At 67.7% G+C, this 21059-nt stretch carries 17 protein-coding genes; 7 read left to right on the top strand and 10 right to left on the bottom strand.

Translation table 11 applies throughout. The features are described 5' to 3' along the window. Positions 1 to 10: 10 nt before the first annotated feature. From DQ229_RS03735 to DQ229_RS03725, 3 genes are read left to right on the top strand one after another with little or no spacing between them, the layout of a single operon-like run. Positions 11 to 3949: a baseplate multidomain protein megatron gene (locus DQ229_RS03735; RefSeq protein ID WP_114964936.1), complete on the top strand. Its 3939-nt coding sequence runs from the start codon at positions 11 to 13 to the stop codon at positions 3947 to 3949. Continuing rightward, entirely contained in the window at positions 3942 to 4652 is a 711-nt protein-coding gene (locus tag DQ229_RS03730) for a DUF2793 domain-containing protein (protein ID WP_114964935.1), read from the top strand. Before DQ229_RS03735 ends, DQ229_RS03730 begins: the two co-directional genes overlap by 8 nt. A 1-nt stretch (position 4653) precedes the next feature. Next, entirely contained in the window at positions 4654 to 4986 is a 333-nt protein-coding gene (locus DQ229_RS03725) for a DUF7742 family protein (protein WP_114964934.1), read from the top strand. A 308-nt stretch (positions 4987 to 5294) separates the two neighbouring features. Here DQ229_RS03725 and DQ229_RS03720 read toward each other — a convergent pair whose 3' ends face one another. The 7 genes from DQ229_RS03720 to aptA all read right to left on the bottom strand — a co-directional run bounded on the left by DQ229_RS03720 (position 5295) and on the right by aptA (position 13500). Further along, positions 5295 to 6284, bottom strand: a complete 990-nt coding sequence (locus DQ229_RS03720; protein ID WP_202909499.1) for an ABC transporter substrate-binding protein — start codon at positions 6282 to 6284, stop codon at positions 5295 to 5297. 43 nt (positions 6285 to 6327) lie between these two features. Beyond that, positions 6328 to 7167: an ABC transporter permease gene (locus DQ229_RS03715; protein WP_114964960.1), complete on the bottom strand. Its 840-nt coding sequence runs from the start codon at positions 7165 to 7167 to the stop codon at positions 6328 to 6330. 296 nt (positions 7168 to 7463) lie between these two features. Further along, on the bottom strand, positions 7464 to 8363 hold the full coding sequence (locus tag DQ229_RS03710; RefSeq protein WP_114964933.1) for an ABC transporter permease: 900 nt from the start codon (positions 8361 to 8363) through the stop codon (positions 7464 to 7466). 57 nt (positions 8364 to 8420) lie between these two features. Further along, positions 8421 to 9218, bottom strand: a complete 798-nt coding sequence (locus tag DQ229_RS03705; protein ID WP_114964932.1) for an ABC transporter ATP-binding protein — start codon at positions 9216 to 9218, stop codon at positions 8421 to 8423. A gap of 65 nt (positions 9219 to 9283) precedes the next feature. After that, a complete protein-coding gene (hydA, locus tag DQ229_RS03700; RefSeq protein WP_114964931.1) occupies positions 9284 to 10735 on the bottom strand; it encodes a dihydropyrimidinase in 1452 nt (483 codons plus the stop codon). A 109-nt stretch (positions 10736 to 10844) separates the two neighbouring features. After that, on the bottom strand, positions 10845 to 12095 hold the full coding sequence (locus DQ229_RS03695; RefSeq protein WP_114964930.1) for a Zn-dependent hydrolase: 1251 nt from the start codon (positions 12093 to 12095) through the stop codon (positions 10845 to 10847). A gap of 79 nt (positions 12096 to 12174) precedes the next feature. Next, entirely contained in the window at positions 12175 to 13500 is a 1326-nt protein-coding gene (gene aptA / locus DQ229_RS03690) for an omega-aminotransferase AptA (RefSeq protein WP_114964929.1), read from the bottom strand. 155 nt (positions 13501 to 13655) lie between these two features. Between aptA and DQ229_RS03685 the strand changes: the two genes are divergently transcribed. Next, positions 13656 to 14345, top strand: coding sequence for a TetR/AcrR family transcriptional regulator (locus tag DQ229_RS03685; RefSeq protein WP_114964928.1), 690 nt, complete (start codon positions 13656 to 13658; stop codon positions 14343 to 14345). After that, positions 14342 to 14959 carry a TetR family transcriptional regulator C-terminal domain-containing protein gene (locus DQ229_RS03680; protein WP_114964927.1) on the top strand — a complete coding sequence of 206 codons (618 nt, stop codon included), beginning with the start codon at positions 14342 to 14344 and terminating at the stop codon, positions 14957 to 14959. Before DQ229_RS03685 ends, DQ229_RS03680 begins: the two co-directional genes overlap by 4 nt. A 262-nt stretch (positions 14960 to 15221) precedes the next feature. On the opposite strand, the gene purF is transcribed toward DQ229_RS03680, so the two are convergent. The 3 genes from purF to radA form a co-directional block, all read right to left on the bottom strand. After that, positions 15222 to 16703, bottom strand: a complete 1482-nt coding sequence (gene purF / locus DQ229_RS03675; protein WP_114964926.1) for an amidophosphoribosyltransferase — start codon at positions 16701 to 16703, stop codon at positions 15222 to 15224. A 141-nt stretch (positions 16704 to 16844) separates the two neighbouring features. Continuing rightward, complete coding sequence (locus DQ229_RS03670) at positions 16845 to 17405, bottom strand: CvpA family protein (protein WP_114964925.1); 561 nt, start codon at positions 17403 to 17405, stop codon at positions 16845 to 16847. A 17-nt stretch (positions 17406 to 17422) separates the two neighbouring features. Then, complete coding sequence (radA, locus tag DQ229_RS03665; protein WP_114964924.1) at positions 17423 to 18781, bottom strand: DNA repair protein RadA; 1359 nt, start codon at positions 18779 to 18781, stop codon at positions 17423 to 17425. A gap of 249 nt (positions 18782 to 19030) precedes the next feature. On the opposite strand from radA, the gene DQ229_RS03660 reads away from it, so the two are divergent. Both DQ229_RS03660 and DQ229_RS03655 read left to right on the top strand, forming a co-directional pair. Beyond that, complete coding sequence (locus DQ229_RS03660; protein WP_114964923.1) at positions 19031 to 20062, top strand: cysteine synthase A; 1032 nt, start codon at positions 19031 to 19033, stop codon at positions 20060 to 20062. Between the two features lie 83 nt (positions 20063 to 20145). Further along, the gene (locus tag DQ229_RS03655) at positions 20146 to 20865 is read left to right on the top strand and encodes an alanyl-tRNA editing protein (RefSeq protein WP_114964922.1); all 720 of its coding nucleotides are present in this window, start codon (positions 20146 to 20148) and stop codon (positions 20863 to 20865) included. The last annotated feature ends 194 nt before the right edge of the window (positions 20866 to 21059 follow it).

Here is a 21059-nt window from a genome sequence, read left to right as displayed (position 1 = left end):
GAGGGATGGAATGGCAACGATCGTGCTTGGGGCCGTGGGCGCGGCGATCGGCTCGGGCTTTGGCGGCGCGGTGCTGGGGCTGTCGGGGGCGGTGATCGGCCGCGCCGTTGGCGCAACGCTGGGCCGCGTAATCGACCAGCGGCTGCTTGGCTCGGGCTCGGAGGTGGTGGACGGCCCGCGGCTGGACCGGCTGCGCCTGACCGGCGCGGGCGAGGGGGGCGCGGTGCCGCAGGTCTGGGGCCGGATGCGCATTGGCGGGCAGGTGATCTGGGCGTCGCGCTTTCTGGAGCAGGTCTCGACCCGGCGCGTGGGGGGGGGCGGCAAGGGCGCGCCCAGCACGCGGGTGCGCGATTACAGCTATTCGATCAGCCTGGCGGTGGCGCTGTGCGAGGGCGAGATCGCGGGAGTGGGGCGCATCTGGGCCGATGGCGAGGAGATTGCCCGCGATACGCTTGAGATGCGCGTCTATCGCGGCGGCGAGGGGCAGTTGCCCGACCCCAAAATCGAGGCCGTGGAAGGTGCGGGGCAGGTGCCGGCCTATCGCGGCATTGCCTATGTGGTGTTCGAGGATCTGGACCTGGGGCGCTTTGGCAACCGGGTGCCGCAATTCACCTTCGAGGTCATGCGCCCGGCATCTGCGGGCCCGGCGCCCGATCTGAGCCAGGGCGTGCGCGCCGTGGCGCTGATGCCGGGCACGGGTGAATATGCGCTGGCCACGACTCCGGTGACGCTGCGCTACGGGCTGCCGGGGGCAGAGGCGCCGGTGCCTGCCGGGCTGGGCGAGGCCGCCACGATCAACGCCAACACGGCCTCGGGGCGCAGCGACATGGCGCTGTCGGTGGAGGCGCTGGGGACGGAATTGCCCAACTGCGGTTCGGTCGCGCTGGTGGTGTCTTGGTTCGGGGATGATCTGCGCTGTGGGATGTGCAGCCTGCGGCCCAAGGTGGAATCGCGCGACCATGACGCGGCGGAGATGCCCTGGCGGGTCTCGGGCCTGGCACGCGCGGGGGCCGAGGAAATCGCGAAGCTGGACGGCCGCCCGGTCTACGGCGGCACGCCGACCGACCAGTCGGTGATCGAGGCGATCATCGCACTGCGCGAGGCCGGACAGGCGGTGCTGTTCTACCCGTTCATCCTGATGGAGCAGATGGCCGGCAACACGCTGCTCGACCCGTGGACAGGGGCCGAGGGGCAGCCGGTGCTGCCCTGGCGGGGGCGGATCACCGCCTCGGTCGCGCCGGGGCGGGAGGGTTCGCCGGACCGTAGTGCAGCGGTGGAGGCCGAGGTCGCAGCGTTTTTCGGCACCGCCCAGCCGGGGGATTTCGCGCTGTCGGGGGGCGAGGTCGTCTATGCCGGCCCGGATGAGTGGAGCTATCGCCGCTTCATCCTGCATTACGCCTGGCTGGCCAAGGCCGCAGGCGGAGTCGGTGCGTTTTGCGTGGGCTCGGAGATGCGCGGGCTGACGCAGTTGCGCGGCGCGGCTGACAGCTTTCCGGTGGTGGCCGCGCTGCGCGCACTTGCTGCGGATGTGCGCGGCATTCTGGGGCCCGAGGTCAAGATCAGCTATGCCGCCGACTGGTCGGAGTATTTCGGGTATCAAAGCCCGGAAGGGAACCGGTATTTCCATCTCGATCCGTTCTGGGCGGATGAGAATGTCGATTTCATCGGCATCGACAATTACATGCCGCTTTCCGACTGGCGCGATGGTGAGGGGCATCTCGATGCCCATTGGGGGGCGATTTACTGCCTCGATTACCTCAAGGCCAATGTCGCCGGCGGTGAGGGGTATGACTGGTATTACGCCAGCCAGGCCGATCGCGATGCGCAGCGGCGCACGCCGATCAATGACGGCGCTTATGGCGAGCACTGGGTCTGGCGCTACAAGGATTTGCGCGGCTGGTGGGAGAACCTGCACCATGACCGGATCGACGGCGCGCGCGTGGAGGAGCCAACGGCGTGGGTGCCGCGATCAAAACCCTTCTGGTTCACCGAACTGGGGTGCGCGGCGATCGACAAGGGCACGAACGAGCCGAACAAGTTCCTTGACCCGAAGTCTTCGGAGTCGCGCCTGCCTGTTTATTCGGATGGCCGGCGCGACGATCTGATCCAGCTTCAGTACCACCGCGCGATGATCGCCTATTGGGGTGGTCCGGCGAACAACCCTGAATCGGACCTCTACGCCGGGCCGATGGTGGACATGGCGCGCGCGCATGTCTGGGCCTGGGATGCGCGGCCTTTTCCGCATTTTCCGGCGCTTGAGGAATTGTGGAGCGACGGCGGAAACTGGGCGCGCGGGCACTGGATCACCGGGCGCAGCGCGGCGCAGCCGCTGGACAACGTGGTGGCCGAGATCTGCGCGCGTGCCGGCGTGGCGCATTACGATGTATCTGGGCTGCACGGGCTGGTGCGCGGTTATGCGGCCAACAGCATGGAGACCGGGCGCGGCAAGTTGCAGGGGCTGATGCTGGCGCATGGGTTCGAGGCTGTTGAGCGCGGCGGCGTGCTGCGCTTTGTCAAGCGCGACGGGCGCGAGGCGGGCGCCGTGCCTGCGGGCGAGTTGGTGGCGCGCGGCGAGGGCGGCGCGCTGGAGCTTGTGCGCGCGCCGCAGGCCGAGGTGGCGGGCCGCGTGCGGCTGCTGCATGTGGAGGCCGAGGCGGATTTCGACATCCGCGCCATCGAGGCGGTGTTTCCCGACGAGGATACCGTCAGCGTGGCGCAGAGCGAGCTGCCGATGGTGTTCCTGCGCAGCGAGGCGCGCGGGATCGTCGAGCGCTGGCTGGCCGAGGCGCGAGTGGCGCGGGACACGGCGCGGTTTGCCCTGCCGCCTTCATCGCCGCTGGGCGCGGGCGATGTGGTGGCGCTGGGGGCGGGGGCGCAGCGGCGGCTCTGGCGGATCGACCGGCTGGACCTGGGCGAGGCGCGCGAGGCCGAGGCTCTGCGAGTGGAACCCGGGCTTTACCGGCGCGCAGATCAGGGCGGCGACCGCGTTGCGCTGCGCCCCTTCCAGCCGCCTGTGCCGGTCTTTCCGGTGTTTCTGGACCTGCCGCTGATGACGGGCGACGAGGTGGCGCATGCGCCGCATCTGGCGGTGACGGCCTCGCCCTGGCCGGGATCGGTTGCGGTGTTCGAGGCGGCTGCGGGCGGGGATTTCACGCTCAACGGAGTGATCGAGCGGCGCGCGGCCATCGGGGTAAGCGAGACGGCGCTGGTGCGTGCGCGGCCTGGCCGCTGGGACAGGGGCCCTGCGCTGCGGGTGCGGATGAGCGGTGCGGCGCTGGTCTCGCGCAGCATGGGCGAGGTGTTGCAGGGCGCCAACCTGATGGCCATTGGCGATGGCAGCAGCGGCAACTGGGAGCTTTTCCAGTTTGCCGAGGCCGAGATGGTGGGGCTGGATCGCTATGATCTGCGGCTGCGGCTGCGCGGGCAGTTGGGCAGCGATGCCGCCATGCCCGATCTCTGGCGGCCCGGCAGTATCGTGGTGCGCGTGGATGCGGCGCTGGCGCAGGTTGCGCTGCCCGCCTCGGCGCGGGGGCTGGCGCGCAGCTATCGGATCGGGCCGGCGCTGCGGCCGCTGGACGATGCCAGCTATGTGGAGCGCAGCGAGGCATTCGCGGGGATCGGGCTGCGGCCCTATGCGCCGGTGCATCTGCGCGCGCGGCGGGTGCCGGGCGGGCCGCTGGATGTGGCCTGGCTGCGGCGCACGCGGATCGACGGCGACAGCTGGGAAGGGGTGGATGTGCCGCTGGGCGAGGAAAGCGAGCGCTATCTGCTGCGTGTGCTTTCGGGGCAGGCGGTGCTGCGCGAGGTGGATCTTTCCGCGCCCTTCTGGAGCTATGGCGCCGCCTTGCAGGCCAGCGACGGGGCTGTCGCGCCGTTCCGCATCGCGGTGGCGCAGGTATCGCAGCGTTTCGGCGCAGGACCCTTCACGGAGATAGAGATCGATGAGTGAGACGACGAATTTCGCGCTGCCCCTGGTGCAGCCCGCGCAGGCGCAAAAGCATGTGACGGTGAACGAGTCCTTCGCGCGGCTGGATGCCCTGGCCCAGCTTGTGCTGCAATCGCGCAGCACCGCGACGCCGCCGCCCACACAAAGCGAAGGGCTGGTCTATGCGGTGCCCGGCGGCGCGGTGAACGACTGGGGCGGGCAGGCAGGCAAGGTTGCCGTCTTCGCCAATGGCGGCTGGGTGTTCGTCACGCCGCGCGCCGGGTGGCGGGCCTGGATCGCCGACGAGGGGGTCGAGGCCGTGCATGACGGCAATGCCTGGCGCGGCAGTCTGCTCGCGCTGGGGGATTATGGCGCGGGGTCGTTCTTTCGGGTGCTGAGCCTTGAGCATGAGGTGGAGGCGGGGCCTGTCTCGGAGTCGGGGGTGCCGATCCCGGCCAATGTGATGGTGTTTGCCGTCACCGCACGCGTGGTCGAGGAGATCACCGGCACCGCGACAGGCTGGGAATTGGGCAACCCCGGCGCGAGCGACCGTTTCGGCAGCGGGCTGGGGATTGAGGAAGGGTCTTTCGCGCGCGGGTTGCTGGGCGCGCCGATGGCCTATTACGCGCCCGCGCCGCTGGTGCTGAGCGCGCTGGGCGGCGAGTTCACTGGCGGGCGCGTGCGGCTGGCAGTGCATTTCTACGAGCCCGGCCTGCCGGGTATGTGACATGCGCCCGGTGCTGCATGGCGATATCGTGGCGGCGGCGCGGGTGCTGCTGCGGCTGCCCCGTGCGGCGCGGCGCGAGCGTATTCAGGTTCTGATCGCGGCGGCGCGGCTGGCGGATGCCCACCGGTTGCGGTGCGGGCGGGCGCATCCGCTTTACGGCAATGGCAGCCTGATGGACGCCGCAAGCCGCCAGCCGCAGGCGCCCGAGCCGTTGCCCGAGGATGCCGAATATCTGGCCTGTCTGCGCGATGTGATCGAGGGGCTGCTGGAGGCGCGGCGCAAGGGCGGCAGGGCTATCGCATTTGAGAGGCCTCTGCATGACACGGCACCGTGAAAAGGACCGAGGGCAGCGCCTGCCTGGGTAGGCGCCAGTGCCTGACGGCGCCATCGGCGCGGCGCTCAAGAAACTATCTACGTTACAAAATGTGAAGCGTCTGAAGCGCCTGCCGGGGGGCAGGCAGGCGCTGCCCGGCGTTGCCGCCGGGCGGGCCGGTGGGCAAGGTGCCGTGTCATGCAGAAGCCTTTGACCTCCTTTCGAGGTGTTCAGACTCCAAATTCAAGCGCCCTGGCAAGGGGGACAGAGGCCCCGCCCGAGGGGCAGAACAGGGCCGGCCATGATGACCGGCCCTGAGTGCGGTTTCCTTACTGGAAGGCCTGGTCGGTGACGGCGCTGGTCCAGGCGGCGTCGCCGGGATGCGCGGTGATGACCGGATCAGAACCGCCACCGAGCAGGGTCTGCACGGTGCGCTCGTAGTCGTCGGGGTCGAGGCTGCCGTTGGAGCCTTGGGTCAGCAGCGCGACCTCGCCCATCATGCGGATCTGGTGGTGCTCCTGCTGGGCGCCGGTTTCATCGTAGTCGAGCACGATGAGCGCGGCTTCCTCGGGGTTCTCGGCGGCCCAGTCCCAGCCGCGCATGGAGGCGCGCACGAAGCGGGCCATGCGATCGACGAAATTGGGATCCTCGAGGTTGTCCTCCAGAACCCAGAGCCCATCCTCCAGCGTCGCCACGCCCTGATCCTCATACTTGAAGTTGATCAGTTCGTCTTCGGCGATGCCGGCGTCGATCACCTGCCAGTATTCGTTATAGGTCATGGTGCTGATGCAGTCGGCCTGGCGCTGCAACAGCGGATCGACGTTGAAGCCCTGGCGCAGCACCTCCACGCCGTCGGCTCCGCCCTCGGTCGGGATGCCCAGTGTGCTCATCCAGCTCAGGAACGGGTATTCATTGCCGAAGAACCACACGCCCAGGGTGCGGCCGGGGAAATCCTCTGGCCCGGTGACGCCGGTGTCGCGCAGACAGGTGAGCATCATGCCCGAGGATTTGAACGGCTGCGCGATGTTGACCAGCGGCAGCCCGGCCTCGCGCGCGGCCAGCGCCGCGGGCATCCATTCGACGATCACATCGGCGCCGCCGCCGGCGATCACCTGTGGGGGTGCGATGTCGGGTCCGCCGGGGCGGATCGTGACATTGAGGCCCTCGTCGTCGAAATAGCCGTTCTCGAGCGCGACATAGTAGCCCGCGAACTGCGCCTGCGTGACCCATTTGAGCTGCAGGGTCACGTCATCGGCCCAGGCCGTGCCGGCCAGCATCGTGCTGGCGAGTGCCAGCCCTCCGATCCGTTTCGTGTTCATTTCAATGACCTCCTTGTTGATGCCCTGGATACGGGCTGCTTGATTATCGTCCGCGCTGCGAGGGGTGCCAGAATGTCACCCGTTTTTCGAGCACGGCCCAAAGACCGTAGAACGCCGATCCGGCGATCGCCGCCACGGTTATTTCCGCCCAGACCATGTCGAGTTGCAAGCGCCCGACTTCGGTCGAGATGCGGAAGCCCATGCCACGGGTCGGGGAGCCGAAGAACTCGGCAACGATGGCCCCGATCATGGCCAGAGTCGAACAGATCTTGAGCCCGTTGAAGATGAAGGGCATCGCGGCGGGCAACCGCAGGTGCCACAGGCTCTGCCAGTAGCTGGCCGACCAGGTGCGCATCAGGTCGCGTTGCATGGCCCCCGAAGCGGCGAGGCCCTGCACGGTGTTGACCAGCATCGGAAAGAACACCATCGCCACCACCACCGCGGCCTTGGACGGCCAGTCAAAGCCGAACCACATCACCATGATCGGAGCGGTGCCGATGATCGGCAGGGCGGCCACGAAATTGCCCACCGGCAGCAGCCCGCGCTTGAGAAACGGCGAGCGGTCGACGAACACCGCGAAGACCAGCGCCGCGCCCACGCCGATGGCGAAGCCTGAAAAGGCGCCCTTGACGATGGTCTGCACGAAATCGATCCAAAGGATGTCGGTGGAGCGGGCGAAGCGCTCGGCGATCACGCTGGGCGCGGGCAGGATCACCCGCGCCACGCCGCCGGCACTCACGCCCACCTCCCACAGCCACAGAAGCGTCGCGCCGAAGATCGCGGGCGTGGCAAGGCTGCGCGCGCGCGCCAGTGCCGGGGCGCGCAGGTTCAGATCGGCCAGCCAGGCCACATACATCCACAGCCCCAGCCAGGTGGCCGCCATGGCCAGCCAGAAGGGCGCGCTGGCGGGCGGCGCGGCCGCGAGCACAAGGCTGGCCATGGCCAGGATCAGTCCGGCGCCCGCAAGCGCCAGCGCCGGGGCCAGGGGCAGGCGGCGGCTGCCCATGAAGGCGGCGACAGCGGCCAGGATCAGCCCGCTGATGGCGGTGAAGGGCGGCGCTGTGCCGGCGGCTGCCGGGGCCAGTGCGGCAGCCAGCAGGGTGCACAGCGCCATGCCCCAGAACTGCATCCGACCGGCGCGCACTTGCGGGGTGGCGGGAAGGGGGGCGCTCGTGCTGCTCATCGGTCCATCCCCATGCGTCCAAGCGTGATGCGTTGGGCCAGCCCGATCAGCGCCACAAGCGAAGCCGCCAGGATCGCCGCGGCAAACAGCGCTGACCAGATCTGGATCGTCTGCCCGTAATAGCTGCCCGACAGCAGCCGCGCGCCCAGCCCCGCCACCGCACCGGTGGGCAACTCGGCCACGATGGCGCCGACGATGGCGGCGGCGATGCCCACCTTGAGCGAGGCGAAGAGATAGGGCATCGACGAGGGCCAGCGCAGCTTGGCAAAGGTCTCGGCCCGCGTGGCGTTATAGGTTTTCAGCAGGTCGAGCTGCATCCCGTCGGGGGCGCGCAACCCTTTCACCATGCCCACCACCACGGGAAAGAACGACAGATAGGCCGAGATGATGGCCTTGGGGATCAGCCCGGTGATGCCGATGGCATTCATCACCACGATGATCATCGGCGCGATGGCGAGGATCGGGATGGTCTGGCTGGCAATCGCCCAGGGCATGACCGACTGGTCCATCGCGCGGTTGTGCACGATGCCGATGGCCAGCACGATCCCCAGCCCGGTGCCGATGGCAAAGCCTAGCAGCGTGGCCGAAAGCGTGATCCAGCCGTGATAGATCAGCGAGCGGTTCGACAGGCTGCCGGTGTTCCACAGGCCGCGCCGCCCGGTGGCCTCTTCGACGATGGTGGAATTCCACAATTCCACCGCCACCTGGTGCGGGGCGGGCAGGCGCGGCCGCTGCTGGCTGAGCGTGTCGGCCACCAGCTCGCCAAAGCTGAGTTCGACCCCGGCGCGCTGCGCCTGGTCGCGCGCCCATTGGCCGTTCATCGGCACGCAGGCCGCGTACCAGAGCGCCACGATCACCGCGACGACAGTCAGAACCGGAAAGAACGACTGTCTCATGCGACCCGCGCCCCCCGGCTGTCATGCCCCGGTCGTGCGGTTGCGAAAATGGCGGGTTCAGTCATCGCCATGCCCTTCGCGCAGGCCCTCGCGCACGCGGTGGGCCACCTCGATGAATTCCGGCGTGTCGCGGATATCGAGCGGGCGCTCGCGCGGCAGCGGGCTTTCGATCACATCGGTGATCCGCCCGGGGCGCGGCGACATCACCACGATCCGGGTGGAAAGATACACCGCCTCGGGGATCGAGTGGGTCACGAAACAGATGGTCTTCTGCGTGCGCGCCCAGAGGCGCAGCAACTCCTCGTTCAGGCGGTCGCGCACGATCTCGTCCAAAGCGCCGAAGGGTTCGTCCATCAGCAGAAGTTCGGCATCGAACGCCAGCGCCCGCGCGATCGAGGCGCGCTGCTGCATCCCCCCCGAAAGCTGCCAGGGAAATTTCTTCTCGAACCCCGACAACTCCACCAGTTCCAGCACCTGCGCCACGCGCTTTTCCTGCTCGGCGCGCGAATAGCCCATGATCTCCAGCGGCAGCTTCACATTGCCCGCGATGGTGCGCCACGGGTAAAGCCCGGCAGCCTGGAACACATAGCCATAGGCGCGGGCGCGGCGGGCGGCATCGGGGGTCATGCCGTTGACCTCGATCTCGCCCGAGCTGGGCTGCTCAAGATCGGCGATCACCCGCAGGAAGGTCGTCTTGCCGCAGCCCGACGGGCCGATGAAGCTGACGAAATCGCCTCTTCCGACGGTCAGGTTCACATCGCGCAGGGCGTGGATCGGGCCATCGGCGGTCTCGAATGTCAGGTTGAGGTCACGGGCCTCGATGACCGGGGCGGAGGAGGGCTGGGTGTCTTTCATCGCGTCTCGTTTTCCTGCTGGGCGGGGAAAGCCCCGTCGGGGCTTGCCTGGCGTGGCGTCCGGGGTCAGACCCCTGATGCGGGAATGCCCTTGCGTTCCACCGGGCGCGGGGCGGTCAGGGCCTTCCATCTTGACAGGGCCTTGTTGACGGGGCCGTTCGCCTCGCGCGCGACGAACTGGCCGTGACCTTCCTGCGGTTGCGCCGCGCCACCGTCAATCGCCAGCCGCCCGCGGGTGAGCACATGGCGCGGCAGCCCCTTCACATGCTTTCCCTCGAAGACATTGTAATCGATGGCCGAGGTCTGCGCGGTCGCCGTGATCGTCTTTTCCGCCTCAGGGTCCCAGACCACGATATCGGCATCCGCCCCCACACTGATGGCGCCTTTCCTCGGATACATGCCGAAGATCTTGGCAACATTGGTCGATGTCAGCGCCACGAATTCGTTCATGGTGATGCGACCGGTGCCCACGCCATAGGTCCAGAGCATCGGCATCCGGTCCTCCAGCCCGCCGGTGCCGTTGGGGATCTTGGTGAAATCGCCCAGGCCATAGCGCTTCTGCTCGGTGGTGAAGGCGCAGTGGTCCGTGGCCACCACCGAAAGCGACCCCGCCTGAAGCCCGTTCCACAGGCTGTCCTGGTGCGCCTTGTTGCGGAAGGGGGGCGACATCACGCGCCGCGCGGCATGGTCCCAGTCGGGGTTGAAATACTCGCTCTCATCGAGCGTCAGATGCTGGATCAGCGGCTCGCCCCAGACCCGCTTGCCCAGTTGGCGGGCGCGGCGAATGGCCTCGTGGCTTTCCTCGCAGGAGGTGTGCACCACGTATAGCGGCACGCCCGCCATGTCGGCCAGCATGATCGCGCGGTTGGTGGCCTCGCCCTCCACCTGGGAGGGGCGCGAATAGGCATGCGCCTCGGGGCCCACATTGCCTTCGGCCAGCAGTTTCGCCGAAAGCTCGGCCACCACGTCGCCATTCTCGGCATGGACCATGGCGATGCCGCCCAGCTCGGCCACCCGGCGGAAGCTGGAAAACAGCTCGTCGTCATTGACCATCAGCGCGCCCTTGTAGGCGAGGAAATGCTTGAAACTGGTGATGCCCTTGCCGATCACCTGCGCCATTTCGTCAAAGACCTGCTCGCTCCACCATGTCACCGCCATGTGGTAGCTGTAGTCGCAATGCGCGCGGGTGGACTTGTTGTGCCACATCTGCAGCGCATCGAGCAGCCCCTGGCCGGGCTGGGGCAGGGCGAAATCGATCACCATGGTGGTGCCGCCGGCCAGCGCCGCGCGGGTGCCGCTGTCGAAATCATCCGAGGAATAGGTGCCCATGAAGGGCATCTCCAGATGGGTATGCGGGTCGATCCCGCCGGGCATCACATAGCAGCCCGAGGCGTCAAGCTCGCGCGCGCCCTTCAGGTTCGCGCCGATCTCGACGATCTTGCCATCCTCGACCTTTACATCGGCCTTGTATGTCAGGTCATGGGTGACGATGGTGCCGTTGCGGATAACGGTGCTCATGGTCTTGTATCTCCCTGAGTTCACGGAGTGCGATGCGCGCCACACTCCTGCTTTCTTCTTGGCGGAAGTATCCCGGGGGGCGCGGGGGGCTGGCCCCCCGCCATGCCATTCACCCCACCACCTCCGCCGTCTCCAGAACCGCGTGCATCAGCACATTGGCGCCGGCTTCAGCCCATTCCTTGCTGATCTCCTCGGCCTCGTTATGGCTCAGCCCGTCGACGCAGGGGGTCATCACCATGGCGGTGGGGGCCACGCGGTTGATCCAGCAGGCATCGTGGCCGGCGCCCGAGATCAGGTCGCGGTGGCTCAGCCCCAGCCGCCCGGCGGCGTCGCGCAGGCGGGCGAGCAGGGTCTCATCGAAGGCGGGCGGGTCGAACTGGCCCACGATTTCCGCCTCGAACTTCACGCCGATATCGGCGCAGATGCCCGGCGCGGTCTCCAGCAGCTCCTCGACCATGTCTTCCAGCGTCTCCAGCACATGGCTGCGGAAATCGACGGTGAAGACCACCTTCTCGGGGATCACGTTGCGCGAGTTGGGATAGACATCGATATGCCCGATCGCGCCCACCGCGTTGGGCTGGCGGTCGATCGCGATCTCGTGCACCAGCTCGGTCACCCGCGCCAGCGCGCGCCCGGCATTGCGGCGCATGTACATCGGCGTCGAGCCCGTGTGCTGGCCCTTGCCGGTGACGGTGCACTGCACCCAGCGCAGGCCCTGGCCGTGGGTGACGATGCCCACTTCCTTGCCCTCGGCCTCAAGGATCGGGCCCTGTTCGATATGCAGCTCGAAAAAGGCGTGCATCTTGCGCGCGCCCACCTTTTCGTCGCCCTTCCAGCCGATGCGCTCCAGCTCGTCGCCGAAGCGCTTGCCCTCGGCGTCGCGGCGGTCATAGGCCCAGTCGCGCTCCAGCGCCCCGGCGAAGACACCCGAGGCCAGCATCGCAGGCGCAAAGCGCGTGCCTTCCTCGTTGGTCCAGTTGACCACCACGATGGGCCGGCGGGTCTTGATGCCCAGGTCACGCATCGTGCGGATGATTTCCAGCCCCGCGAGCACCCCCAGCACCCCGTCATAGCGCCCGCCGGTGGGCTGGGTGTCGAGATGACTGCCCACATAGACCGGGTCGGCCGCCGCGTCGGTGCCCTCGAAGCGGGCGAACATGGTGCCCATTTCATCCACGCCGATGGTGCCGCCGGCCTCTTCGCACCATTTCTGGAATAGCGCGCGGGCGATGCCGTCTTCGTCGGTCAGCGTCTGGCGGTTGTTGCCGCCCGCCACACCGGGGCCGATCTCGGCCATTTCATGGATCGCGTCCCACAGGCGGTCGGCGTTGATCTTCATGTTGGCGGCGGGGGCCGTCATGGCAACTCTCCTGCTGTTGTGTCGGGCTCTTTGGCGGCCCCTTCCTTCCGGTGTCGTGCGGCTCTCGCGCCGCCCGTTCTCAGTCCAGCCCTTCCAGCACGTCCCTGAGCGTGCCGACAAGCTGGTCGATGTGTTCCTTCTCGATGATCAGCGGCGGCGACATGGCGATGATGTCGCCGGTGGTGCGGATCAGCACGCCCTTCTCGTAAGCCTTCAGGAAGGCCGAGAAGGCGCGCTTGGTGGGCGCGCCCGCAATCGGGTCAAGCTCGATCGCGCCGATCAGGCCCATGTTGCGGATGTCGATGACGTGCCGCGTGCCCTTGAGGCTGTGCAGCGCGTCCTCCCAATAGGGGGCGAGTTCGGCCGCGCGCTCGAACAGTCCCTCCTCGCGATAGGTTTCCAGCGTGGCGATCCCGGCGGCCGAGGCAATCGGGTTGCCCGAATAGGTGTAGCCGTGGAACAGTTCGATCACATGCTCGGGGCCCTGCATGAAGGCGTCGTGTATCTCGCCGGTGGCCAGCACCGCGCCCATCGGGATGACCCCGTTGGTCAAGCCCTTGGCAAGGGTGATCAGGTCGGGCTGCACGCCGAATTGTTCCGCCGCGAAGCTTGACCCGAGCCGCCCGAAGCCGGTGATCACCTCGTCGAAGATCAAAAGGATCCCGTGCTTCGTGCAGATTTCGCGCAGCCGCTCCAGATACCCCTTTGGCGGCAGGATCACCCCGGTCGAGCCCGCCATCGGCTCCACGATCACGGCGGCGATGGTCTCGGCCCCGTGCAGCGCGACGATGCGCTCCAGGTCCTCGGCCAGCCAGGCGCCATGTTCGGGCTGGCCGCGGGTCCAGGCATTGTCGGGCAGATGGGTGTGGGGCAGGTGGTCGACGCCGGCCAGCAGCGTGCCGAACATGCGCCGGTTGTTTACGATCCCGCCCACCGAGATGCCGCCGAAATTCACCCCATGATAGCCGCGCTCGCGCCCGATCAGGCGGGTGCGGCTGCCTTCGCCACGCGCGCGGTGATAGGCCAGCGCGATCTTGAGCGCGGTATCCACGCTTTCGGAGCCGGAGTTGGTGAAGAAGGCGTGCTTCATCCCCTCAGGGGCCATGTCGACCAGCCGGTTGGCCAGCTCGAAGGCCAGCGGGTGGCCCATCTGGAAGGCCGGGGCATAATCCAGCTGGGCCGCCTGTTTCTGGATCGCCTCGGTGATGCGCGGGCGGCAGTGCCCGGCATTGCAGCACCACAGCCCCGCCGTGCCATCGAGCACCTGCCGGCCGTCGGCGGTGGTATAGTGCATCCCCTCGGCCGCCACGAACATGCGCGGCGTCTTCTTGAACTGCCGGTTGGCGGTAAAGGGCATCCAGAACGCGTTCAGGTCGTTCGGAACCTTGGGGCGATCAAGTGCCATGGCGGTTTCTCCACTGTTGCACCGGCTGGGTCATATCTGTGCGCGTCAGGCTTGACGGTGGTGCCGGATTTTCGTCTGTTGAAATGCAGCGAGCTTGACGCTACCAGAGTTGACCAATCAGTCAAGAATGATTGTCAAGGCAGACCGGACACCGAATGACCCAAACCGAAAGTGCCGCGAAAACCGGCAGCAGGACGGATATCCGCGAAGAGAATGAGCGCCGTATCCTCGCTGCAGCCGAACAGGTCTTTGCCGAACGCGGCTTCGGGGGCGCGACCATGCAGCTGATCGCCGACAAGGCCGGGCTGCCCAAGGCGAATCTGCATTACTACCTGTCCTCCAAGGAGGTGCTCTACCGCCGCGTGGTCGAACGTATCTTCAACATCTGGCTGGAGGCCGCGGATTCCTTCGAGACCTCGGCCACGCCCGAGCGCGCGCTCAGCCGCTACATCGCGCGCAAGATGCAGATGTCGCGCGATTACCGCTTTGGCTCGAAAGTCTGGGCCAACGAGGTGATGCAGGGCGCGCCGATCATCCAGGATTATCTCGAGGTGACGCTGCGCGACTGGACCGAGACACGCATCGCGGTGATCCGGCGCTGGATCGATGCCGGGCTGATCCGCCCGGTGGAGCCGCGCTGGCTTCTCTACATGATCTGGGCAACCACCCAGCATTACGCCGATTTCGCCCACCAGATCGAAACCCTCAACGGCGGGCACCCGCTGTCGGATGCGCAATGGCAGGACGCGACCGAAACGGTCTGCGGCATCATCTTGCGCGGCATCGGGCTCGAGCCGCCGGCGCCGGAGGCCGCCGGGAGGGACAGGGCGGAGGGCGCGCCATGAACACCGCCAGCGCCGCGCCGCTCACCCGAATCCAGCGCCGCAATCGCAAACTGATCCTGGAAGCCGCGCTCGAGGTGTTCTCGCAGCATGGGTTCCGCGGCGCCACGCTCGACCAGATCGCCGCCGAGGCCGGGCTGTCCAAGCCCAATCTGCTCTATTACTTCGACAACAAGGAGGCCATCCACCGCAGCCTGCTGGGCGATCTGCTGGACAGCTGGCTTGCCCCCTTGCGCGCGATCGACCCCGACGGCGAGCCGCGCGCGGAAATCCTGGCTTATGTGCGGCGCAAGATACAGATGTCGCGCGACTTTCCGCGCGAAAGCCGGCTCTTCGCCAATGAGATCCTGCAGGGCGCGCCGCGGATCGAGGGCTTCATCCGCACCGAGTTGCGCGCGCTGGTCGCCGAAAAGGCCGCGGTGATCCGGGGCTGGGCGCAGGCCGGGCGGATCGCCGATGTGGACCCGATGCACCTGATCTTCTCGATCTGGGCGCTGACGCAGAACTATGCCGATTTCGAGGCCCAGATGCGCATGGTGCGCGGCCCGCACAGCGACCCCTTTGACGGTGCCGAAGACTATCTGGAGACGCTGTTCTCGCGCCTTCTGGCCGTGTGAATGCGGCCGAAGTCGAAGCCGCGCCGCCCCGGCACGAGCCCGAGGTTTCGGCGCGGCTGCGCCGCACCGATGCCTGCGGCGCGGATATTTCCTTCACAGTGAAGAGACGGCGCGCACACCCGCAAATTCACTGTGAGTAAAATATCCCCGCCGGAGGCCCCCGCAGGCAAGGGGCGCGCGGCGGGCTTCCTGCCGGTCCGGGTCTTGAATTGAGCGTTGAGCCGGCCGCGGAAGGACTCGCCGGGGTTGTTCCGGGAGTGCGTCATTCCCCGGCGGGGACCGGATCTTCCTTGAGGCGGATGCGGCCTGCCTCGATCATGTCGCTGGGGCGGACGGGATATTCGCCCGAGAAGCAGGCGTCGCAATATTGCGGGGCGGCGTTGTTGCGGCCTTTCGCCTCGCCCACGGCGCGGTAAAGCCCGTCGAGCGAGATGAAGGCCAGGCTGTCCACGCCGATATAGGTGCGCATTTCCTCGGTGGTCATGGTCGCGGCCAGCAGCTTTTCGCGCTCGGGCGTGTCGACGCCGTAGAAACAGGGCCAGGTGGTCGGCGGGGAAGCGATGCGGAAATGCACCTCGGCCGCGCCCGCGTCGAGGATCATTTCCTTGATCTTCAGGCTGGTGGTGCCGCGCACCACGCTGTCATCGACCAGCACCACACGCTTGCCCCGGATCAGCGCGCGGTTGACGTTGAGCTTGAGGCGCACGCCCATGTTGCGGATCTGCTCAGAGGGTTCGATGAAGGTGCGGCCCATGTACTGGTTGCGGATGATCCCCATGGCATAGGGGATGCCCGATTGCTGGCTGTAGCCGATCGCCGCCGGCGTGCCCGAATCGGGCACCGGGCAGACGATGTCGGCTTCGGCGGGGGCCTCGCGCGCCAGTTCCACGCCGATGGCGCGGCGGGTCTCGTAAACCGAGCGCCCGCTCAGGATCGAATCGGGGCGCGAGAAATAGACATGTTCGAAGATGCAGAAGCGCGGGCGCTTCTGTTCGAAGGGGCGGCTGCTCTCGACGCCGTTCCGGGCGCTGATGACGACCATTTCGCCCGGTTCGACCTCGCGCACGAATTCGGCGCCGATGATATCGAGCGCGCAGGTCTCGGAGCTGAGCACCCAGCCGTCGCCAAGCTGCCCCAGCACCAGCGGCCGCACCCCCAGCGCGTCGCGCACGCCGATCAGCTTGGTGCGCGTCATCGCGACGATCGAAAACGCGCCTTCCACCCGGCGCAGCGCGTCTTTCATCCGCTCGGGGATGTTCTTCTGGATCGAGCGGGCCATCAGGTGGATGATGCATTCGCTGTCGGAATTCGACTGGAAGATCGAGCCGCGTTCGATCAGCTCGCGTCTGAGCGCCACCGCGTTGGTGATGTTGCCGTTATGCGCGATCGCTGCGCCGCCCATGGCGAATTCGCCGAAGAAGGGCTGCACGTCGCGAATCGCCGTGGCGCCTTTCGATCCGGCGGTGGAATAGCGCACATGCCCGATTCCGATCGAGCCGGGCAGCGTTTCCATCACGCTGGTCTTGGTGAAGGTGTCGCGCACCAGCCCGAATCGATGCGCCGAGTGAAAGCCGGTTTCGGGGTAATGGGTGATGATGCCGCCGGCTTCCTGCCCGCGGTGCTGGAGCGCGTGCAGGCCGAGGGCCACGAAATTCGCCGCGTCGGTCACGCCGATCACGCCGAATACGCCGCATTCCTCCTTGAGCTTGTCATCGTCGAACGGGTGGCTGGGCAGCTGACGCATTGCGTCCTGGTCCTTTCGCGCAGTCGCGGTGTTCGGCGTCCCTTTAGCCCAGTGCGTGCCCCATGTCACCCCGCTGTTGCACTCTGTCACGACAGATTGCGGTATGCGGGCGCCGGTCGGGCGCGGCGGGGCCGGGCGGGATCAACTCGGGGGGGTGCAGCCGGCGACCATGTCCTCATAGCGGCGCACGATCCAGTTGGGCACGTCGTCGGGCACGCCTTCTTCTATGCTGCCCTGAAGCCGCCCCAGCACCGCGGCCGAGCGGCTGCTTTCCACCGTGGGCATGGAGCCGGGCGCCATCGCGCGCTCGTAGACGATCAGCGCCACCACCACCAGCAGCACGCCGCGCGCCACGCCGAAGAGAAAGCCCAGGCTCATGTCCACCCCGCCCAGCGCCGAGCGCCGCACCGCAGAGGAAAACAGCGGCGTGAACAGTGCCGCCAGCACCAGACCCAGCGCAAAGACAAGCGCGAAGCCTGCCATCACGCTCAACTCACAGCTATCGGCAAGAAACCCGCCGACCACGGGGATTTCACGCATCAACGGCTCGACCGAGGGGGCCAGGAAAAACGCCAGCGCCGCCGCCGCGACCCAGCCCATGATCGCCATGATCTCGCGCACAAGGCCACGCGCATAGGCCAGTATGCCCGAAACGAGCACGACCCCGGCCACGATGCCATCGACCAATGTGAACCCTTCCATGCGGCCCCGCCCTCCGGTCAGCCTGCTCCGAACATCTCGCCCACGAACGCCGTCAGGTCGGGCATCTGGCGCACCCGCAGGGCGTCCTTGTCGCCGGTCTTGCTGCGCGCGGGCACGATGGCATGTGAGAAACCAAGTTTTTGGGCTTCTTTCAACCTGTTTTCTGTCTGGCCCACCGGCCGAAGCGCGCCCGAGAGGCTGATTTCGCCGAAGATCACGGTTTTGTTTGGCACCGCGATGTCCTCGCGCGCCGACAAGAGCGCGGCGGCCACGGCCAGATCGGCGGCGGGTTCGCCCACCCGCATCCCGCCCGCGACATTGAGAAACACGTCAAGCCCGGCGAAGGGAATGCCGCAGCGGGCCTCGAGCACGGCAAGGATGGTGGAAAGCCGCGCACTGTCCAGCCCGACCACCGTGCGCCGCGGCGTTCCCAGTGGCGAGGCGGCGACCAGCGCCTGGATCTCGGTCAGCATCGGGCGCGTGCCCTCCATCCCGGCGAACACCACCGAGCCGGGCGCGGGGTGGTCGCGTTCCGACAGAAACAGCGCCGAGGGGTTGGCCACCTCGGCCAGGCCGTCGCCGGTCATCTCGAAGACGCCGATCTCGCCTGCCGGGCCGAAGCGGTTCTTGACTGCGCGCAGGATGCGGAACTGATGCCCGCGCTCGCCCTCGAAATAGAGTACGCAATCGACCATGTGCTCGACCACGCGGGGGCCGGCGATCTGGCCGTCCTTGGTGACATGGCCCACCAGCACCACCGCCGTGCCGCGCCGCTTGGCGAAGCTGACCAGATCATGCGCGGCACCGCGCACCTGCGCGACCGAGCCCGGCGCGCTTTCCACAGTATCCAGCCACATGGTCTGGATCGAGTCGATGATCACCAGATCGGGGCGCTCGGCATCCATGGTGGTGAGGATGTCGCGCAGGTTGGTCTCGGCGGCCAGCATGACCGGCGCTTGTGCAAGGTCCAGCCGCCGGGCGCGCATCCGCACCTGGTCGGCGGCCTCCTCGCCGGAAACATACAGGCATTTGAGGCCGGCGCGCGCGAAACTGGCGGCGGCCTGCAGCAGCAGCGTGGATTTGCCGATGCCCGGATCGCCGCCCACCAGGATGGCCGAGGCCGGGACCAGCCCGCCGCCCAGCACGCGGTCAAGCTCGGCCATGCCCGATCCGGTGCGCGGCGGCGGCGGGGTGGTTGCGGCAAGCGAGCTCAGCGCGACCCGCCGGCCCTTGCCGGAAAGGGCACGCGGCGCGGTGCTCAGCGGTGCCTCCTCGATCACGCTGTCCCAGGCGCCGCAGGCATCGCAGCGCCCCACCCATTTGCGATGGGGGGCGCCGCAGGCAGAGCAGGTGAAGCCGGGGCCGGGTTTTGCCATGCGGCTGTTGTGCCCCAGCGCGCGGGCGGGGGCAAGCGGCGCGGTGGCGCGGCGGGCCTGCGGCCCTTGGCCCCGCGCCGGTGCCTCCGGCGGGGATATTTTTCTCACAGTGAAGGGCTGGCGGTGCGACGGGCGGCAGGGTGAGCGGCAGGGGCGGTGATCGTGAAAAGCCGGGCACCGGCGCGGGCAGGGCGCTTGAGTTCCGGCGCGTGCCCCCCTATCAGGAAGCAGTAGCAAGGAGGGCGTGCGATGCGTGTTTACAAGGATCTTCCCGATGCCGTCGGCAACACGCCGCTGATCCGCCTGAAGGCGGCCAGCGAGGCAACGGGCTGCGAGATTCTGGGCAAGGCCGAGTTTCTCAACCCCGGCCAGTCGGTCAAGGACCGCGCCGCGCTCTGGATCATCCGCGATGCTGAAAAGCGCGGCCTGCTGGAGCCGGGCGGCACCATCGTCGAGGGCACGGCGGGCAACACCGGCATCGGGCTGGCGCTGGTGGGGGCGGCGCTGGGCTATCGCACGGTGATCGTGATTCCCGAGACCCAGAGCCAGGAAAAGAAGGACATGCTGCGCCTTGCCGGTGCCGAGCTGGTGCAGGTGCCCGCGGTGCCCTACCGTAACCCCAACAATTACGTGCGTTATTCGGGCCGGCTGGCCGAGGCGCTGGCGAAATCGGAGCCGCATGGCGCGATCTGGGCCAACCAGTTCGACAATGTGGCCAACCGGCAGGCCCATGTCGATACCACCGGCCCCGAAATCTGGGAGCAGACCTGCGGCAAGGTCGATGGCTTCATCTGCGCGGTGGGCTCGGGCGGCACGCTTGCGGGCGTGGCCGAGGCGCTTCAGCCCAAAGGCGTGAAGATGGGCCTGGCCGACCCGGAGGGCGCGGCGCTGCACAGCTTCTACACCACCGGCGAGCTGAAGGCCGAGGGCAGCTCGATCACCGAGGGCATCGGGCAGGGGCGCATCACTGCCAATCTGGAGGGGCTCAAGCCCGATTTCAGCTATTGCATCCCCGACAGCGAGGCGCTGCCGATCGTCTTCGACCTGTTGCAGCACGAGGGGCTGTGCATGGGCGGCTCGACCGGCATCAACATCGCCGGCGCGATGCGCATGGCACGCGAAATGGGGCCGGGGCACACCATCGTCACGGTGCTGTGCGATTATGGGAATCGCTATCAGTCCAAGCTGTTCAACCCCGAGTTCCTGCGCGAGAAAGGGCTGCCCGCGCCCGAATGGCTTGCGCGTGCGCCGCGCGATCTGCCCAGCGTCTTCACCGACTGAGGACCCGCGCAGCCCCCGCCCGTGGCATTGCCGCCCGAACCACCAGCCCCACCAGCCCAGACCCATCAGGCAAGGAGCCCCGCATGACTGAACCTGTCTTTCGTTCCGCCCCCTATGAGCGCGAGCTTGAGGCGCGCGTCACCGGGCTGACCGCCGACGGGGGCGTGGTGCTCGATCGCTGCATCTTCTACCCGACCGGCGGCGGCCAGCCGGGCGATTCCGGCGTGCTCGACTGGGAGGGCGGCGCGCTGGGCATCGGTACCACCGTCAAGGGCGAGGAGGGCGCGATCGTGCTGGTGCCATCCGCGCCGCAGGCGGTGCCCGCGGTGGGCGCGCGAGTGGTGCAGCGGCTCGACTGGGCGCGCCGGCACCGGCTGATGCGGGTGCACACTGCGTTGCATCTGCTTTCGGTGGTGATCCCGCTGCCGGTCACCGGCGGGCAGATCGGCGATGGCAAGGGGCGGCTCGATTTCGACATGCCCGAGGCGCCCGAGGACAAGGGCGCGCTGGAGGTTGCACTCAATGACCTGATCGCGCGTGATCTTGCGGTCACCGAAGACTGGATCACGGATGAGGAACTGGCCGCGAACCCCGAGATGGTGAAAACCATGGCGGTCAAGCCGCCAATGGGGCAGGGCCGGGTGCGGCTGGTGCGGATCGGCAGCGGCGCCGGGCAGGTCGACCTGCAGCCCTGCGGCGGCACCCATGTGGCCCGCACCGGCGAGATAGGCGCCGTGCGGCTGGGCAAGATCGAGAAGAAGGGCCGCCAGAACCGCCGCGTCACCCTGCATCTGGAAGACTGACGCCGCAGGCATCTGGCTGCCGCCCGGTCGCACAGGGGTATCGCATTGAGAGCCCTCTACATAACCCGGCTTGAGAGGAGACCCGAGGGCAGCGCCTGCCTGGGTAGGCGCCAGTGCCTGACGTCGCCACCGGCGCGGCGCTCAAGAAACTGTCTACGTTCCAAGATGTGAAGCGTCTGAAGCGCCTGCCGGGA

Origin of the sequence: Alkalilacustris brevis, from assembly GCF_003350345.1 — a bacterium.
In the GTDB taxonomy this organism is placed as follows: domain Bacteria; phylum Pseudomonadota; class Alphaproteobacteria; order Rhodobacterales; family Rhodobacteraceae; genus Alkalilacustris; species Alkalilacustris brevis.
Note: the sequence above shows the minus strand (reverse complement) of the source record. Positions and strands in the feature narration are given on the sequence as shown.

What these genes read in the sequence shown, in the direction of transcription:
- DQ229_RS03735 (WP_114964936.1), top strand. Translation starts at nt 11, where the DNA reads ATGGCAACGATCGTGCTTGGGGCCGTGGGCGCGGCGATCGGCTCGGGC.
- DQ229_RS03730 (WP_114964935.1), top strand. Translation starts at nt 3,942, where the DNA reads ATGAGTGAGACGACGAATTTCGCGCTGCCCCTGGTGCAGCCCGCGCAG.
- DQ229_RS03725 (WP_114964934.1), top strand. Translation starts at nt 4,654, where the DNA reads ATGCGCCCGGTGCTGCATGGCGATATCGTGGCGGCGGCGCGGGTGCTG.
- DQ229_RS03720 (WP_202909499.1), bottom strand. Translation starts at nt 6,284, where the DNA reads ATGAACACGAAACGGATCGGAGGGCTGGCACTCGCCAGCACGATGCTG.
- DQ229_RS03715 (WP_114964960.1), bottom strand. Translation starts at nt 7,167, where the DNA reads ATGGCGGCCACCTGGCTGGGGCTGTGGATGTATGTGGCCTGGCTGGCC.
- DQ229_RS03710 (WP_114964933.1), bottom strand. Translation starts at nt 8,363, where the DNA reads ATGAGACAGTCGTTCTTTCCGGTTCTGACTGTCGTCGCGGTGATCGTG.
- DQ229_RS03705 (WP_114964932.1), bottom strand. Translation starts at nt 9,218, where the DNA reads ATGAAAGACACCCAGCCCTCCTCCGCCCCGGTCATCGAGGCCCGTGAC.
- hydA (WP_114964931.1), bottom strand. Translation starts at nt 10,735, where the DNA reads ATGAGCACCGTTATCCGCAACGGCACCATCGTCACCCATGACCTGACA.
- DQ229_RS03695 (WP_114964930.1), bottom strand. Translation starts at nt 12,095, where the DNA reads ATGACGGCCCCCGCCGCCAACATGAAGATCAACGCCGACCGCCTGTGG.
- aptA (WP_114964929.1), bottom strand. Translation starts at nt 13,500, where the DNA reads ATGGCACTTGATCGCCCCAAGGTTCCGAACGACCTGAACGCGTTCTGG.
- DQ229_RS03685 (WP_114964928.1), top strand. Translation starts at nt 13,656, where the DNA reads ATGACCCAAACCGAAAGTGCCGCGAAAACCGGCAGCAGGACGGATATC.
- DQ229_RS03680 (WP_114964927.1), top strand. Translation starts at nt 14,342, where the DNA reads ATGAACACCGCCAGCGCCGCGCCGCTCACCCGAATCCAGCGCCGCAAT.
- purF (WP_114964926.1), bottom strand. Translation starts at nt 16,703, where the DNA reads ATGCGTCAGCTGCCCAGCCACCCGTTCGACGATGACAAGCTCAAGGAG.
- DQ229_RS03670 (WP_114964925.1), bottom strand. Translation starts at nt 17,405, where the DNA reads ATGGAAGGGTTCACATTGGTCGATGGCATCGTGGCCGGGGTCGTGCTC.
- radA (WP_114964924.1), bottom strand. Translation starts at nt 18,781, where the DNA reads ATGGCAAAACCCGGCCCCGGCTTCACCTGCTCTGCCTGCGGCGCCCCC.
- DQ229_RS03660 (WP_114964923.1), top strand. Translation starts at nt 19,031, where the DNA reads ATGCGTGTTTACAAGGATCTTCCCGATGCCGTCGGCAACACGCCGCTG.
- DQ229_RS03655 (WP_114964922.1), top strand. Translation starts at nt 20,146, where the DNA reads ATGACTGAACCTGTCTTTCGTTCCGCCCCCTATGAGCGCGAGCTTGAG.